Annotated in this window: 14 protein-coding genes and 1 pseudogene; 13 read left to right on the top strand and 2 right to left on the bottom strand. The window is 62.9% G+C overall.

The window, feature by feature from the left end:
- The first annotated feature begins 190 nt into the window (after nt 1-190).
- From JW929_06050 to JW929_06025, 6 genes are all read left to right on the top strand, one after another.
- Nucleotides 191-808, top strand: coding sequence for a TetR/AcrR family transcriptional regulator (locus JW929_06050; protein ID MBN1438956.1), 618 nt, complete (start codon nt 191-193; stop codon nt 806-808).
- Nucleotides 805-1800, top strand: a complete 996-nt coding sequence (locus JW929_06045; protein ID MBN1438955.1) for a zinc-binding dehydrogenase — start codon at nt 805-807, stop codon at nt 1798-1800. The genes JW929_06050 and JW929_06045 overlap by 4 nt, the downstream gene beginning before the upstream one ends.
- A 23-nt stretch (nt 1801-1823) precedes the next feature.
- Complete coding sequence (locus tag JW929_06040) at nt 1824-2234, top strand: hypothetical protein (protein MBN1438954.1); 411 nt, start codon at nt 1824-1826, stop codon at nt 2232-2234.
- Nucleotides 2235-2463: 229 nt separating this feature from the next.
- Nucleotides 2464-3258, top strand: coding sequence for a hypothetical protein (locus tag JW929_06035; protein MBN1438953.1), 795 nt, complete (start codon nt 2464-2466; stop codon nt 3256-3258).
- 16 nt (nt 3259-3274) lie between these two features.
- Nucleotides 3275-4258 (top strand): hypothetical protein, encoded by a 984-nt coding sequence (locus JW929_06030; protein MBN1438952.1) that lies wholly within the window; start codon nt 3275-3277, stop codon nt 4256-4258.
- A 163-nt stretch (nt 4259-4421) separates the two neighbouring features.
- Nucleotides 4422-5471: a CPBP family intramembrane metalloprotease gene (locus JW929_06025; protein MBN1438951.1), complete on the top strand. Its 1050-nt coding sequence runs from the start codon at nt 4422-4424 to the stop codon at nt 5469-5471.
- Between the two features lie 520 nt (nt 5472-5991).
- Here JW929_06025 and JW929_06020 read toward each other — a convergent pair.
- A complete protein-coding gene (locus tag JW929_06020) occupies nt 5992-6744 on the bottom strand; it encodes a class I SAM-dependent methyltransferase (GenBank protein ID MBN1438950.1) in 753 nt (250 codons plus the stop codon).
- Nucleotides 6745-7007: 263 nt separating this feature from the next.
- On the opposite strand from JW929_06020, the gene JW929_06015 reads away from it, so the two are divergent.
- The 3 genes and pseudogenes from JW929_06015 to JW929_06005 all read left to right on the top strand — a co-directional run bounded on the left by JW929_06015 (nt 7008) and on the right by JW929_06005 (nt 8770).
- Nucleotides 7008-7343, top strand: coding sequence for a hypothetical protein (locus JW929_06015; protein ID MBN1438949.1), 336 nt, complete (start codon nt 7008-7010; stop codon nt 7341-7343).
- 84 nt (nt 7344-7427) lie between these two features.
- The gene (locus JW929_06010) at nt 7428-7964 is read left to right on the top strand and encodes a transglutaminase domain-containing protein (protein MBN1438948.1); all 537 of its coding nucleotides are present in this window, start codon (nt 7428-7430) and stop codon (nt 7962-7964) included.
- 163 nt (nt 7965-8127) lie between these two features.
- A pseudogene (locus JW929_06005) lies at nt 8128-8770 on the top strand (hypothetical protein).
- 138 nt (nt 8771-8908) lie between these two features.
- On the opposite strand, the gene JW929_06000 reads toward JW929_06005, so the two are convergent.
- A complete protein-coding gene (locus tag JW929_06000; protein ID MBN1438947.1) occupies nt 8909-9376 on the bottom strand; it encodes a zinc ribbon domain-containing protein in 468 nt (155 codons plus the stop codon).
- 96 nt (nt 9377-9472) lie between these two features.
- Between JW929_06000 and JW929_05995 the strand changes: the two genes are divergently transcribed.
- The 4 genes from JW929_05995 to JW929_05980 are packed head-to-tail and all read left to right on the top strand — an operon-like array spanning nt 9473 to nt 13687.
- Entirely contained in the window at nt 9473-10138 is a 666-nt protein-coding gene (locus JW929_05995; protein MBN1438946.1) for a hypothetical protein, read from the top strand.
- Nucleotides 10139-10152: 14 nt separating this feature from the next.
- A complete protein-coding gene (locus JW929_05990) occupies nt 10153-11514 on the top strand; it encodes a dipeptidase (protein MBN1438945.1) in 1362 nt (453 codons plus the stop codon).
- Nucleotides 11498-12478: a DUF1385 domain-containing protein gene (locus JW929_05985; GenBank protein MBN1438944.1), complete on the top strand. Its 981-nt coding sequence runs from the start codon at nt 11498-11500 to the stop codon at nt 12476-12478. The genes JW929_05990 and JW929_05985 overlap by 17 nt, the downstream gene beginning before the upstream one ends.
- A gap of 39 nt (nt 12479-12517) precedes the next feature.
- Complete coding sequence (locus JW929_05980) at nt 12518-13687, top strand: aminotransferase class I/II-fold pyridoxal phosphate-dependent enzyme (GenBank protein MBN1438943.1); 1170 nt, start codon at nt 12518-12520, stop codon at nt 13685-13687.
- Nucleotides 13688-13760 lie beyond the last annotated feature (73 nt).

Genomic DNA, 13760 nt, shown 5'->3' with positions numbered 1-13760 from the left:
TTGAGGTGGGGTTCGTTCATGGAATAGAACACCTTGGACTCGGCCGGGATTCGTTTTTCGATCAACCTTTTTGCAGTGGAGTCATTTAAAAAATTAAAAAAGATTAAAAATTAGCTCAAAAAAACACTTGACAACCTGTTTCTTTATGCTAAAATGAGTGAGTAGTCAGTCAATATATACTGGAGAAGAAATGGCCCGCAGCCTGAAGCCGGAGCGAAGAACCGAGTTCCTGGATGCCGCATTGAAGCTTTTCGTCGAAAAAGGCGTCGCCCGCACATCGACCGCCGAGATCGCCCGGGAGGCCGGGAGCGCGGCCGGCACATTGTTCCTTTATTTCCCGACCAAACAGGATTTGATCGATGCGCTGATCCTGCGTGTCGCCCGGGAGCAATCGGAGCACATCAACGGCTTGCTGAGCCCCGCGCTTTCGACTCGGGATTCTTTCTGGACCATCTGGGAAGGTTCGCTGCGCTGGTTTCTGGATCATCCGGAGGCATACAGCTATGCCCGGCAGGTCCGGGATACGCGCACCATAGGCGAAAAAGCCGTCCGCGAGAGCGAAGGGTACTTCCGATACTACTTCGCGGCGGTGCAACAGGGATTGCAGGAGCGGCAAATCAAGCCGTATCCGATCGAGCTGGTCGGGGGGATGCTGTATCAACAGATCGTTGGCGTGATGAGCCTGATCGGGCCGGGAACGAGCCCGGCGAAGCGGGAAGAATACATCCGTTCGGGGTTCGAAATATTCTGGAACGGGATCCGCAGCAACGCTGCGGATGAATCCGGGACGGGAAGGACAACGGGATGATCTATCGACGTGTGGATGTCGTCCGCCGGGGCGGACCGGAAAACCTGCGCATCGTGGAGCACGAACTGCTCCCGCCGGAGGAGGGGAAGGTGCGGGTGAGGGTGCTCGCCGTGCCCGTGTGCGCCCCCGATATCACCGCCCGCTACGGGCGTTCGCCGCTGATCCCCAAGCCGCCGTTCACCCCGGGGTATGCGGTTGTCGGGGAGGTGGATGCGGTCGGGCGCGGCGTGACGAAAACCGCCGTGGGGGACCGGGTCGCGGCGCTGATCGGGTACGGCGGATATGCGGAATATGTTTATCTTGCCGAGGGCCGATTAATCTCCATTCCGGCGGGTGTGCAGCCGGTCCAAACGGCTCCGCTGATCATGAATTACCTGGTGGCCTTCCAGGCACTGCATCGCCTGGCGCACGTCACGCGCGGTCAGAAGGTCCTCATCATCGGCGCGAGCGGCGGGATCGGGACCGCGTTCCTGCAGTTGGGGAAGCTGGCCGGTCTGGCGATGTTCGGCGTGGCCTCGCGGAGCAAGCACTCCGTCCTGGCTGAGTACGGCGCCGTGCCGATCGACTACCGCAGCGAGGATTTTGTCGCCGTGATCCGCTCCCGGGAGCCGCAGGGCCTGGATGCGGTCTTCGACGGGATGGCCGGGGATTCCTTCCGCCGCGGTTATTCCGTCCTCAAGCGGGGGGGCATCCTGGTCGGATACGGGAATCCCCAAAGTGCCGGGGGCCTGTTCGAGGTGTTCGGAAGGATGCTGCTCTACAGCCTGCTTCCGGACGGCAAATCCGTCACGTATTATTCGACCGGGAAATCGTACCTGAACCGGAAGCCGTTTCTCGAGGATTGGGCGGCGTTGTTCCGCCTGCTGGAGGAAAAAAAGATCCAACCGCTTATCGCGGCGGAATTCCCCATCCTCCGGGCGGCCGAAGCCAATGCGCTGCTGGAGAGCGGAACCGTCGTCGGAAACGTGGTCCTTAAGGCCACGGACGAATGAATCCATATAGATAAAGGAGAAAAATGAACACCATGCCCTCGCGGTTGACCGTTGTCGGAATTCTGTTCCTGGCGGTATTCCTCACCGGATACTGGCTCAGCCGGTCCGCCAAGCCGTATCCGACCCTTCCGCTTACCGTGCATAAATTGATCGCCCTGGCCGATCTCGTGCTGTTGGGAATCGCGGTGTCTTGGATCCACCGCTCTGCGCCGCTGGCCCCGGGCGCGCTGGGGGCCGTCATCCTGGCCGGGGTGTTGCTCGGCGCCACGATCGTCAGCGGTGGATTGGTCAGCATCCTGGGAGCGGGCGGGTTGGCCGACATCAGCCCGGGCGCGCGGACGGCGATCTCCCTCTCGCATCGGATCCTTCCCTATGTGTCGGTGCTCTCGGCGGCCGGCGCGCTGTATCTGGCCATGATCCCGCTGCCGAAATGACCGGATCAGGCCGCCCGGATCCTCACTGACGGTTCGCCGGCCCCGGCTCCGGCGGCGGACCAAGAAAAACACGGCCGCAGTCTCCCGGGATGGGCGCGGAAGAGGGCCTGAGCTTTTTCAGCGCTCGCGTGCTGATACAATGGAACCCGCCCGCCGGAAGAACGGGCGGGTTTTTTTCGATACCCTGATCCGATCGTGAAACCTTGCAGTCTCCCCGGGAGGTACAACCATGGCGGCCGCAAAAAACCAAACGGCAAAAACCTTCCCGCTCACCCCGGCGGCAGGAAAACGGCTCATCGCCAAGGGGCTGGCCGATCACCCCGTGATCCGCGAAGTCCTGGAATCCGGAACCCTGGTGATCGTGGCCGGAACCACCAACGGCTGCGTCGCCGAGGAGATTCTCGCGGCCGCCGGCGGGGCGGATGATTTTTCCAGGCGCCGCTTCTTCCGTGGGATCACGCTGCCCCCCGGCCGCCCGACCACCGAATCCGGCAGATTGCCGGATGAAAGCGAGTTTCCGGGCGACGTCGTTTTAAAGAAGGGAGTCTGGCAGAAGGGAAAGACCATCTTCGACGTGGTCGAGGAGTTAAAGGAAGGCGATGTGATCCTCAAGGGCGCCAATGCAGTCGATCTGGCCTCGCGCCGCGCAGCCGTCCTCATCGGCCATCCCAAGGCGGGGACGGTCGGGGCGGCGGTGCAGGCGGCGGCCGGGCGGCGGGTGTGCGTCATCCTTCCGGTCGGATTGGAGAAGCGCATTCCCGGGAACCTCGACGGGCTCGCGCTGCTGCTGAATTCCCCGGGCGCGGAAGGGCCGCGCCTGTTCCCGGTCCCGGGCGGGGCGGTGTACACCGAGCTCGACGCGCTTGCCCAACTCACGGGCGCGGATGCCGAAGTGGCCGCGGCGGGCGGCGTATGCGGCGCGGAAGGAAGCGTGTGGCTGGCGTTGACCGGAACCCGCGAGCAGATCCGGAAGGCGGAAAAGCTCCTTCACTCCATTTCGGCCGAACCGGCGTTTGCTTTATAGGCTCGGAACGGCATCCATGCTATCGCTCGCGGGAACCCGGGGTCGGAAGCGGGAATTATCTTCCAAGATCCTGCGGTTCTTTTCGTTTTTCTGGATAGTCGTCTCCGGCGGGTGCGCAATGCCGTTCGGGAAGGAATTGCACGGCTTCGATTCTCCCGGGCGCTGGGAAGAGGTCCGGAGAATCGCCTTCGGACAGATTTCCTCCGACCGGCTGGACGGCGATATCGGACCGGCGTACCTCCTTTTTTCGGTGACGGTCGCTGGGTTTCACGACGCGCGATTCGGCCTGGCCGCGGGGCCGGACGACGACGTACGCTACACGACGGACGGGGGCGAATCTTGGACCCGGGCATCCGGGGAACTGCATTGCCGCCACGGGGTGGAAATCGTCAACGAGCGGGTCGCCTGGCATTGCGGAAACGGAGGGACCCGCCTATCCACCGACGGCGGACGGACATGGACGACCGTCTCACCGTCCGGATGCCCAAACCTGAGTTTTCTCGACGCGCAGACGGGCTGGGCGTCCTCCAATTACCAATTACAGGCGACGGAGGACGGCGGCCGGTCGTGGCGCTTGCTGGCTTCGCCGGCCGCGGAAGGCGGAATTATGGCGGTCGCTTTGCGCACCAAAACCGACGGATACGTGCTGGATAAACACGGCAGGCTGTTTGTCACCTCCGATGGCGGGGAAAGCTGGGAGGAGCGCTCTTTGGGATTGACCGAAGGGGAATCGCTCGTGCCTTCCGGGAACGGCCCCCGGGCGGCCCTTCGCTTCCCGAATGAACGGAACGGGATCGCCGTATACGACCTGTTGGACCGCAGCGTTTGGTTTGCGGTCACGGCCGACGGTGGGCGGACGTGGAAGCGATCCGAAATCCCCGCGCTGCGGGACGGATCCTTCGCCTATCAAATATACCTGTCGCGGGACGGCCGGTGGTTGACCGTCACCGATGATTTCAACAACGGCACCAATACCGGCATTGTCTTCCAGTATGTATGAAGGTTGTGGTATGAAAAACGCATTGCCGGAGCGAAGGAGTGGAATAAGCGACCCCAGACGCATTAAAATTATTGGACGGACCGGAATACCGAACCTCCGCCGCCGGTTGCGGCGGGGAGCGGCGCTAGACGGCCCGGTCCGCGGAGGAAGGGAGAAAACCGGAATGGGACAATCGATCCTCAATATTTTTTGGAACCCGGCGGAGCGCCGTCTCAGGGCGCTGTGGCGGGTGTTAATCACGGATTTCCTTTGGCTTAGCCTGCAGATTGCCATCGGGGCGATTGCGGGATTTTTAATCCTGATCGGCCTCGCCCTCAGCGGGAGATTGCACTTGACGGAGTTGATGAGTTCGCAGGAAGACCTGATGGCGCTGTTGAATTCCCCGGTCGCCTTCCTGGTCATGCAATTTTCCGTCTTGTTGGCGACGTTGGCCGTGGTGTGGCCGGCGGGGAGGTTCTTGGACCGCCGCCGATTCATCGGTTTCGGGTTTCACTTTTCCAAGCGGTGGTGGGCGGATTTCGCATTCGGCTTGGGCCTGGGCGGATTCCTTATGGGAATGGTCTTTCTGGCGGAATTGGCCGCCGGATGGATCCGGGTCGAAGGCTTCCTGATGACGGCGGATGGGGAGGGATTTTTTCCGCTGGAGATACTCCCTCCGTTGGCGGTTTTTGTCTGCGTCGGGATCAGCGAGGAGCTATACCACCGCGGATACCGGATGAAGAATTTTTCCGAGGGTTTGAAAGGCTTTTGGCTGGGTGCGACGGGTGCGATTGCTTCGGCCGTGATCCTGACCTCGGTGTTCTTCGGGCTCATGCATTCCGCCAATCCGAACGTCACCGTCATCAGCGTGGCGAACCTTATGGCGGCGGGCGTTTTCCTGGCGCTGGGGTACGTCTTCACCGGAGAGCTTGCCTTGCCGATCGGATTGCACATCACGTGGAATTTTTTTCAAGGCAACGTATTCGGATTTCCCGTCAGCGGGCTGGAGCCGATCGGGGCGAGTTTCCTGGCGATCCGCCAGGGCGGGCCCGATGCCGTCACCGGCGGCGCTTTCGGACCCGAAGGAGGATGGATCGGCGTGGGGGCGATGCTGATCGGCAGTCTGCTGATCCTGCTCTGGGTGCGGGCCACCCGCGGCCGCTTGTCGCCGGCCCGGGAATTGACGGAATCGCCGGCGCGCGGGGAACCATCGGCCGCCGAACATGCCGGTTGATCGGCGGGTGAACCCGCGGAGCGCAGGCGGAAGCGATGCGTATCGGTTGTGTTTGCCGCAACGCGTTTGGGGAGGATTTTCAGAAGAGGGATGACCGCGCCGGTAGGGTGCTGAAAAAGGCGGTCGAGACCCGCTTTGCAATCGTTCGGATTCGAAAAAGTATCGGGAACCTGTGCGCTTCGCGGGCGCAGGCTTGGGTCGGGCCGGGGCTGCGCCCCAAAGGAGCCCTGAGGCTACTCAACCGCTATTTTTTACTTTTTCAACACCCCGCACGTATCGGGTCCAGAAAATTCCTATACGTATTTTGATGGTTCATAGAGCTGTCCGGAAAACGGAAAAACGGTGAACCATCGCCTTCCGGTTGTGTCGTCAATCCCGCGTGTTCTGCGCGGGAATCCAGGACTTGGGAGGCGCGGATGCCGTCTGGATCCGCCCCGCATTGCAGGGCAGGCCCGGGCGCGACTCTCCCTCAAGTCCATTCGGATATTCAACGGATTAGCAAGACAAGGATCTTTGGAATTTACCGGCCGGTTTTCTTCAGCACCAGGCATCCCAACGCATAAATGTTTTCCAGATAGTTCCAGGAGCCGGCGCTGGCCTGAAAACCGAGCGCCTCGGCGCGTGAGCAGGGCGCCCAAAGGTTGGATCCTTTCTTCCACCAAAAATCCTGCCGCAGGATGCCGAATCCCTCCGTGAGGCGCGGCAGACGCTTCTTTCCATACACACGGGTCAGCGGCTTAAACACCTCGTCCATCCCGACCGGGATGGTGAGGAGCATCGTCGCCCCGGATTTCATCGCCCGGTGCAGGATCCGCATCGCTTCCAGGTCGCCGTCCGGGCGCTCCTCGGCAACGCTGTAGCGTCCCGCCAGACCGACGTGCTCAACGGTCGAGCAGTTGATGACCAGGTCGAAGCCCCCCTTCGGCAGGCGCATCGTCAACAGATCGGCTTGGAGGTATTCGACGCGCGGATGGCGGACATACCGCCGGACCGGCGGGGTCAGATCGACGCTGGTGACGCGGTAGCCGCGCAGCGCGGCTTCCAAAGCCAAGTTGCTCTCCCCGGAGCCGAAGTCGAACGCCCGGCCCCGGCCCGGAGGCAGATTGGCGCCGACCCATGTCCATTCGATGTCGCGGTCGCCTTCCAGGTTCGGCGCGCCTTCCGGTGCGGCCGGCGGCGTTGAAGTTTTACGGTTTCCTCCGCGGATCTTCTTCAGGAAGGAGTAGACGCCTTGCGGAAGGGGGATGGGAATGGTGATATGCGCAACCGGCACAGATGGCCTCCCTGGCAGAATCGGATCGTGAATTTTGGGATCGATTAAGGGGCATTACTATACCATGGAAAAAATGCCGTCTACGGGATTAGAATCGCAAGCTGAACAGACGGCTGGAACAAGCCGGTTGAATCCGCCACGGACAGCCCGACGGGCGGGCCAACCCGGTGATCATCAGTCCCCTGGATACCTTTTTCAGAAGTTGGGCAGGAGAACTCCGGACCATAAGCCGAATCATCCGGATCGCGGGTTATATCGTTTTAATGATCGTCCTCCCGGCGGCGGTTTTTGTGAGTCTGCCGGCAGAGGTTCAATACGAAGTGGCCGAGCGCTATGTTTTTTCTGTAAACGGGGACACCCGGACTAATGTGGCTTTGGCGGTTATGCTTCCGACTGACGGCCCTTACCAGCGGGTGGAAAACCTCGCCGTGTCGTGGAAAGGCTCCCTGGAAAAATCCGCCATCGGGACGCTGGAAGTGCTTGAAATGGAGGGGTTCTTGGGCGGCTCGGGTTCGGCGGCCGCGATCGTCTCCTACTCCGTCTTTCTCCGCCAGGGGTCTGTCCGCTGGACAGCTTCCGACGAACCGTGTTATCTATAACCGCAGGCGGACATCGAATCCGACGCTCCGGAGATCGGCGCCCAGGCGGAGGTGTTGTAACAAACCGGCCCGAGAGCCACGGTTTTGCGGATCTTTTCGTTTGCGGCGGCATACTTCGATTGGCCGGAAGGCCCCCGCGTGCGAGGGACTCCGTCCGCACGCGAAGCCTGCCGCCGACGGGTGGGGGGATGCGCGGAATTAGCGAATCTTGCGGTGGCGCTCGCGCGTGCCGACGGCGGTCCGGCCCGAACGGTTACGGGGCTGTTGTTTCCGACATGGCGGCCTCCTCTGTACCCCCAAACAAAAAACTGGCTCAGCCCGGCCGGCGCGCACGCCTGGATGGAGATCCGGGACGGTGAGACGTGGACCTTCGTGGATCCCAGTTGGGAATCGAACCTGCCCGGCGGGATATTCTGGTTCGGTAGGACGATCGGAGCCCATCTGGAGTACGGGGAAGCCTCGGCGGCGGAGGCCGGCGTTTCGATGGCGCCTTCCGTCACGGTCCGCAAAGGATGGGCCCCGCGCTGGATCGCTTCCGCATTGTTGTATGCCGCGTTGGTGTTGCTGGCCGGGCTGATCGAGAGGCGGTTTCCGCCGGACAAAACGCGGTCCCGGTTGTAGAGCGTGACTCCGGAATCGGCCGGCCGCGCCCTTGCGCCGCGTGCAATCCCGCCGAGGGCTTTTAAGACTTTATGCGTACCCCGAAATGCGTGCGGTATAATTTCACGGCGCCGGATAGGGCGGTGCGCCGATCTTGAAAACGTCTCATTTTCATGAGAGAAACATGGATACCATGATAGAGCAGATCTTTGCGCACGAAATCCTGGATTCCCGCGGCAACCCGACGGTCGAGGTGGAAGTGACCCTTGACGACGGATCCTGGGGGCGGGCGGCGGTCCCTTCGGGCGCGTCCACCGGCACGCATGAGGCGCTGGAACTCCGCGACAAAGACAAGGCCCGCTACGGCGGCAAGGGCGTCCTCAAGCCTCGAGGGCGGCCTGGCCGAGGACGATTGGGATTCCTTGAAAGCGCTGGTGGAAAAAACCGAGGGCAAATTCCAGATCGTCGGCGACGACCTTTTGGTGACCAACGTCGAACGGGTCCGCAAGGCAATCGACGAGAAGGCGGCCACCGCCCTGCTGGTGAAACTGAACCAGCTCGGCTCGCTGACCGAAACGATGGAGGCGGTTGAAGTGTGCCACCGCGCCGGCTGGCGCGCCGTCACCTCGCACCGCTCGGGCGAAACCGAGGATTCGACCATCGCCGACCTGGCCGTGGCGATGAACATGGGGCAGATTAAGACCGGCGCACCCGCGCGCAGCTATCGGGTGGCAAAGTACAACCAGCTGTTGCGGATGGAAGTGGAGTTGGGTGAGCAAGCCCTGTATGCGGGACGGGCGGCCTTCAAGAACGGGGGATTGGGATGAGCTGAGTCGTTGCGGGGAGCGGAGCGGCCCCGGCCCGGCCGGCGGTTCTGCCGGGGCGGGCGAAGCAATCCCCGGTTTGCACATTTGGGGAAGATTGCCTGGGACCTTCGGGCGAAGGCAATCAGCAGGATCGATCGGTTATTCCATCGGAGGTTCGCCCTCCGGAACCGCTGCCGCCGTTCCGCAATACGGGCAGACGTTCCAGGAGAGGTCGAGCATCCGGCCGCAGTCCGGACAGGCTTTGCGCAGGACGGTCGAGCAGGTGGGGCAGATCCGCCAATCGGAATCCACCTGCCGGCCGCAGCCGGGACAGCTCAACCGGCCGGCGAGCGAAGCCAGCAGAGCCTCCTCCTCCAAGCTGGACTGGTACTCTGCCTCCAGGGTCCGCGCGGGGCGCAGGAGGAGGTACAACAGCCATCCCGGGATTGTCAACAGCGCCGCGCACGCCACGGCGAGTATTTGCGCCAATCGGTCGTCGGTGCGGGCGCGGACGTCTTTGACGGTCCAGAGGATCAGACTCAGCCAGAGCGCGGCAAGAAACGCGCCGGCGGTCGCGGCGGCCACTTGGGCGTAGGCGGCGGGCAAAACGCTCTCTCCAGACGGCATGCCGTCTCTCCGGGAAACGGGATGGAACAATTATACTCTTACGCGCCGAGATTTTTCCCACGGCGGGCATTCACCAAGCGGCGCAGGAAAGTGGGAATGACGGGAAACGCATTCGAAGTCAACGGCAAACAAGCCAACGGATCGCATGGCGGTCCGGGGGGGAAGCGTCGTCCGCTTTCCGGACGCGTTGCCGCCTGGGTTCTCCTGACGGCCGGACTCTACCTGCTGACGCCTGGGGTTGCGGTTTCCCAGGACGCCGGCGACGACTTGGAACCGCCGTTCGTCGAATGCTGCAAGGGCGATGTGGACCAGGTCAACATCCGCGCCGGACCGAGCGCCACGGACTACGACATTGTCGGCATCATGGTGATGGGCGAAAAATGCAAAGCCGTCGGGCAATCCCGGGCCGGCATGTGGTATCAGATCAAATACGCTTCCGCCCCGGGCGGAGCGGCTTGGGTCAGTTCGGAATTCGTCATCATGCACTACGGCGTGGGGGATCTGCCGATCGTCGCCCCGCCGCCGACCGCCATCCCGAAAAACCAGCCGACGGTGGATCCGACCTTTGCCGCCCAATTTTCGTCCGCTTTAGCGACCCGCCTGCCGACCTTCACCCCAGCCACGCCGGATCCGACCATCACCATCCCGGCGTTCGCCTCCGCTGCCACCGGCCGCGGACTCCCGCCGGCGTTGATCATCCTGGCGCTGTTGACGATCGGGACGTTTGGAACGATCCTCTCGGCCATTGTCGGCCGGAGGTGAGGAGCCGCACTTTGATGGAAAAAGCGATCGCTTTCGCCCGCTCCAACCGCAACCGGATCCTTCGCGACCTGAACGAACTGCTCGAGATTCCCAGCATCTCGACCCTTTCCGAGTACGCCGCGGAAACCCAGCGGGCGGCGGAGTGGCTTTTGTACCGGCTGCTCAAACTCGGATTTGAGGCGCGCCTGCTTCCAACGGAAGGTCCGCCGCTCGTGTACGGTTTTCGCGCCGCCGCCGATCCTTCCGCGCCGGTGGTCCTGCTCTACGGGCATTACGACGTTCAACCGCCCGAGCCGCTGGAAGAGTGGGTGACGCCGCCGTTCTCCCCGTCGGTGCGGGAGGAGAACCTCTATGCCCGGGGCGCTTCGGACATGAAGGGCCCGCTGATGGCTTATTTGGCGGCGCTGGAATCGATTCTGGCGGTTGACACGCTGCCGGTGAACGTAAAGGTCATCTTCGAAGGGGAAGAGGAAGTGGGGTCGCCGCACCTCGAAACCGCGCTGATCCAAAACAAACAACTGTTGCGCTGCGACGCCGTGCTCAACTGCGACACGCTGATCCTTCGGCCGGATTTGCCGACCATCGTATACGGACTGCGCGGACTGGCCTATTTTGAACTGCGGCTGGAGACGGCGGACCACGACCTGCACTCCGGCCTGTTCGGCGGAGTCGTCCCGAACGCCGGCCAGATTCTCTGCGAACTCATCGCCGGGATGCACGACGCCAAAGGGCGGGTGACTCTGCCGGGTTTCTACGACGACGTCCTGCCGCTGGATGCCGAAGAGCGCGCCCAGCTTGCCCGCGTGCCCTGGGAGGAAGATGAGTTCCTTGCCCAATCGACCGGTTTCGGCATTAACGGCGAGGAAGGCTACACGGTTGTGGAACGAATCGGCGCGCGGCCGACGCTCGAGGTGAACGGACTGCTGTGCGGATTCACCGGCGAAGGCTCGAAGACCGTCCTTCCGGCGCGGTCGATGGCCAAGCTATCGATGCGCCTGGTGCCCAATCAAAAGCCGGAAGCGGTGAAGCGCCAGCTGGAGGAATACCTGCGGGCCCATGCTCCGGCTTGGCTGCGCTGGGAAGTGACCGACCTGGCCGGCAGCCCAGCCGGCATTGTCCGGCGCGACACGCGCGAGATGCAGGCCGCGATCCGGGCGCTGGAAGGAGCCTTCGGCGTACGGCCGGTCTTCGCCCGCGAGGGCGGCAGCGTCCCGGTTGTCTCGCTGATCCAGGAGGTGCTGGGCCGGGAATCGATCATGATGGGGATCAGCCTGCCCGACGACAACCTCCACGCCCCGAACGAAAAACTCCACCTGCCGATCCTGTGGCGCGGGATCGAGGCGTACATCCGGTTTTTCTATGAACTCAAAAAGTGAAGTGCGCGGAAAATCCGAAACTCCGGCTCAGCCGTTTTCCTACGGCGGCCAGGCGGTTCTGGAAGGCGTAATGATGCGCGGGCGCCGGACGATGGCGGTTTCGGTCCGCCGCCCCGACGGGGAGATCCAAACCGAAGTCCGGCCGTTGGGAGGAATCTACCAAAGCCGCATCGCCAAGATCCCGATCCTGCGCGGCGTGCTGCTGTTGTGGGATACGGTGGGGCTGGGCTGGCAGAGCCTGGAGTTTTCCGCCCAGGTTCAAGGGGAGAAACCCATCGGCAAAGGCGAATGGATCCTCACCGTCCTGGCTTCCCTGGTCGTTCTGGTCGGAGTCTTCTTCCTGGTTCCGGCCGCCGTTGGGGCGTGGATGGAGAGTGCCTTGCGCGTGTCCTCGATTGTCGGAAACGCGGCGGAGGGCGTGATCCGCCTGGTACTGCTGATCCTTTACCTCGTGCTGGTCGGTCGGATGCCCGAAATCGCCCGGGTGTTCGCCTACCACGGCGCGGAGCACAAAACCGTCCACGCCTACGAAGCCGGGGTGCCGTTGACGCCCGAATCCGTGGAGGCGTTCTCCAAGGAGCATCCGCGCTGCGGGACGTCCTTCCTGGTGGTGATCGGCATTCTGGCGATCGTCCTCTTCGCATTTGCCGGACCGATGCCTTTCTTATGGAGGATTATCACCCGCCTGATGGGAATTCCGGTTCTGGTAGCCTTCGGCTATGAATACCTGCGGTTGTCGGCGCGGATAAAAAATCCCGCATTGGCGCGGATCCTCGCCGCTCCCGGCGTGTGGACCCAGTCCTTGACCACGCGCCCGCCGGACCGGGCGATGCTGGAAGTAGCCATCACGGCTCTGCAGGCCGTTCGCCGGGTGGAAGAGCCGCCAGCGGAGGCGCCGTCGGCCGCGGAAACTGCCTCTGAGACGATGCCCCTGTCGGCGTCCGAGCACGAAGCCGTCCCGTAGCCGCAGCCGCCGAATTCTGCAACCACCAAGGTTCCCGCCATGCATCGTTCCCGCCGCATGCGCAATCTCAAGCCGTATCCCTTTGCAAAAATGGCGGAGGCGATCGCCTCGCTCCGCGCCCGCGGAACGGAGGTGATCCGGATGGACATCGGCTCGCCGGACATGCCGCCGGCGGATCATATCCTCGCGGCGGCGGAACGGGCGGTCCGCGATCCGCGTCTGCACGGCTACCCCGCGTTCGGATACGGCACGCCCTCGCTCCTGGAAGCGGTTTCGGAATACTACCAGCGGCGATTCCAGGTTCCGCTGGATCCCAAGCGGGAGGTCACCGCGCTGATCGGCTCCAAGGAAGGAATATTCCACCTCGCACAGGCTCTGCTGGAACCGGGCGACGTGGCGCTGATCCCCGACCCGGGCTATCCCGTCTACCGCATCGCGGTGGAATGGGCCGGCGCCGAGGCGCACCTCCTGCCGCTTAAGCGCGAAAACGGTTTCCTTCCGGATTGGAATTCGATCCCGGCGGAGGTCCTGGCCCGGACGCGGATGCTGTGGCTCAATTATCCGAACAATCCCACCGGAGCCGTCGCCGGGAGGGAATTCTACGCGGGGGCGCTGGATTTCGCCCGCCGGAACGGCATCCTTCTCTGCCACGACGCCGCCTATTGCGACGTGGCCTTCGACGGTTTTCTGCCGATGAGCGTTCTCGAACTGCCGGATGCTAAATCCTGCGCCGTCGAATTCACCTCCGTCTCGAAGACGTACAACATGGCCGGCTGGCGGCTGGGCTTCCTGTCCGGGAATTCCGAAGCGGTCTCCGCGCTGCGGCGTCTGAAAGGCAATGTCGATTCCGGAATCTTCCCGGCGGTGGCCGCGGCGGGAGAAGCCGCCCTGCGCGGGGATCAGACCTGGCTGGCCGCGCGCAATGCGATCTACGCCCGGAGGGGGAAAAGGATCTTGGAAGGGTTGGCCGCGGCGGGATTGCGCGCCGAGCCGGTCCGGGCTTCGATGTACATTTGGGCGTCCGTACCCCGCGGATCCACCGCCGCGGCTTTTGCGGATGCTTTCCTGCGGGAGACCGGGGTGTGTTTTGCCCCCGGGACCTTTTTTGGAGGAGAAGGCGAGGGCTATTTGCGGATTTCGTTGGCAACGCCGACGGAACGGGTGGAGCAGGCGGTTGGAAGAATGAAGGAATGGAATAGAAACGGGTAAGGGTAAAATTACCCCGGTCTCAGGGCGGGATTGCGGAACGCGGCGTTTCACATTCCGGTTCCGGGTTCGCCAA

The sequence above is a fragment of the Anaerolineales bacterium genome (genome assembly GCA_016928575.1).
In the GTDB taxonomy this organism is placed as follows: domain Bacteria; phylum Chloroflexota; class Anaerolineae; order Anaerolineales; family RBG-16-64-43; genus JAFGKK01.
Note: the sequence above shows the minus strand (reverse complement) of the source record. Positions and strands in the feature narration are given on the sequence as shown.

Coding starts and splice junctions, on each gene's coding strand:
- JW929_06035 (MBN1438953.1), top strand. CDS start 2,464: ATGGCGGCCGCAAAAAACCAAACGGCAAAAACCTTCCCGCTCACCCCG.
- JW929_05985 (MBN1438944.1), top strand. CDS start 11,498: ATGAACTCAAAAAGTGAAGTGCGCGGAAAATCCGAAACTCCGGCTCAG.
- JW929_06050 (MBN1438956.1), top strand. CDS start 191: ATGGCCCGCAGCCTGAAGCCGGAGCGAAGAACCGAGTTCCTGGATGCC.
- JW929_06000 (MBN1438947.1), bottom strand. CDS start 9,376: ATGCCGTCTGGAGAGAGCGTTTTGCCCGCCGCCTACGCCCAAGTGGCC.
- JW929_05980 (MBN1438943.1), top strand. CDS start 12,518: ATGCATCGTTCCCGCCGCATGCGCAATCTCAAGCCGTATCCCTTTGCA.
- JW929_06045 (MBN1438955.1), top strand. CDS start 805: ATGATCTATCGACGTGTGGATGTCGTCCGCCGGGGCGGACCGGAAAAC.
- JW929_06030 (MBN1438952.1), top strand. CDS start 3,275: ATGCTATCGCTCGCGGGAACCCGGGGTCGGAAGCGGGAATTATCTTCC.
- JW929_06025 (MBN1438951.1), top strand. CDS start 4,422: ATGGGACAATCGATCCTCAATATTTTTTGGAACCCGGCGGAGCGCCGT.
- JW929_06040 (MBN1438954.1), top strand. CDS start 1,824: ATGAACACCATGCCCTCGCGGTTGACCGTTGTCGGAATTCTGTTCCTG.
- JW929_05995 (MBN1438946.1), top strand. CDS start 9,473: ATGACGGGAAACGCATTCGAAGTCAACGGCAAACAAGCCAACGGATCG.
- JW929_05990 (MBN1438945.1), top strand. CDS start 10,153: ATGGAAAAAGCGATCGCTTTCGCCCGCTCCAACCGCAACCGGATCCTT.
- JW929_06015 (MBN1438949.1), top strand. CDS start 7,008: ATGATCGTCCTCCCGGCGGCGGTTTTTGTGAGTCTGCCGGCAGAGGTT.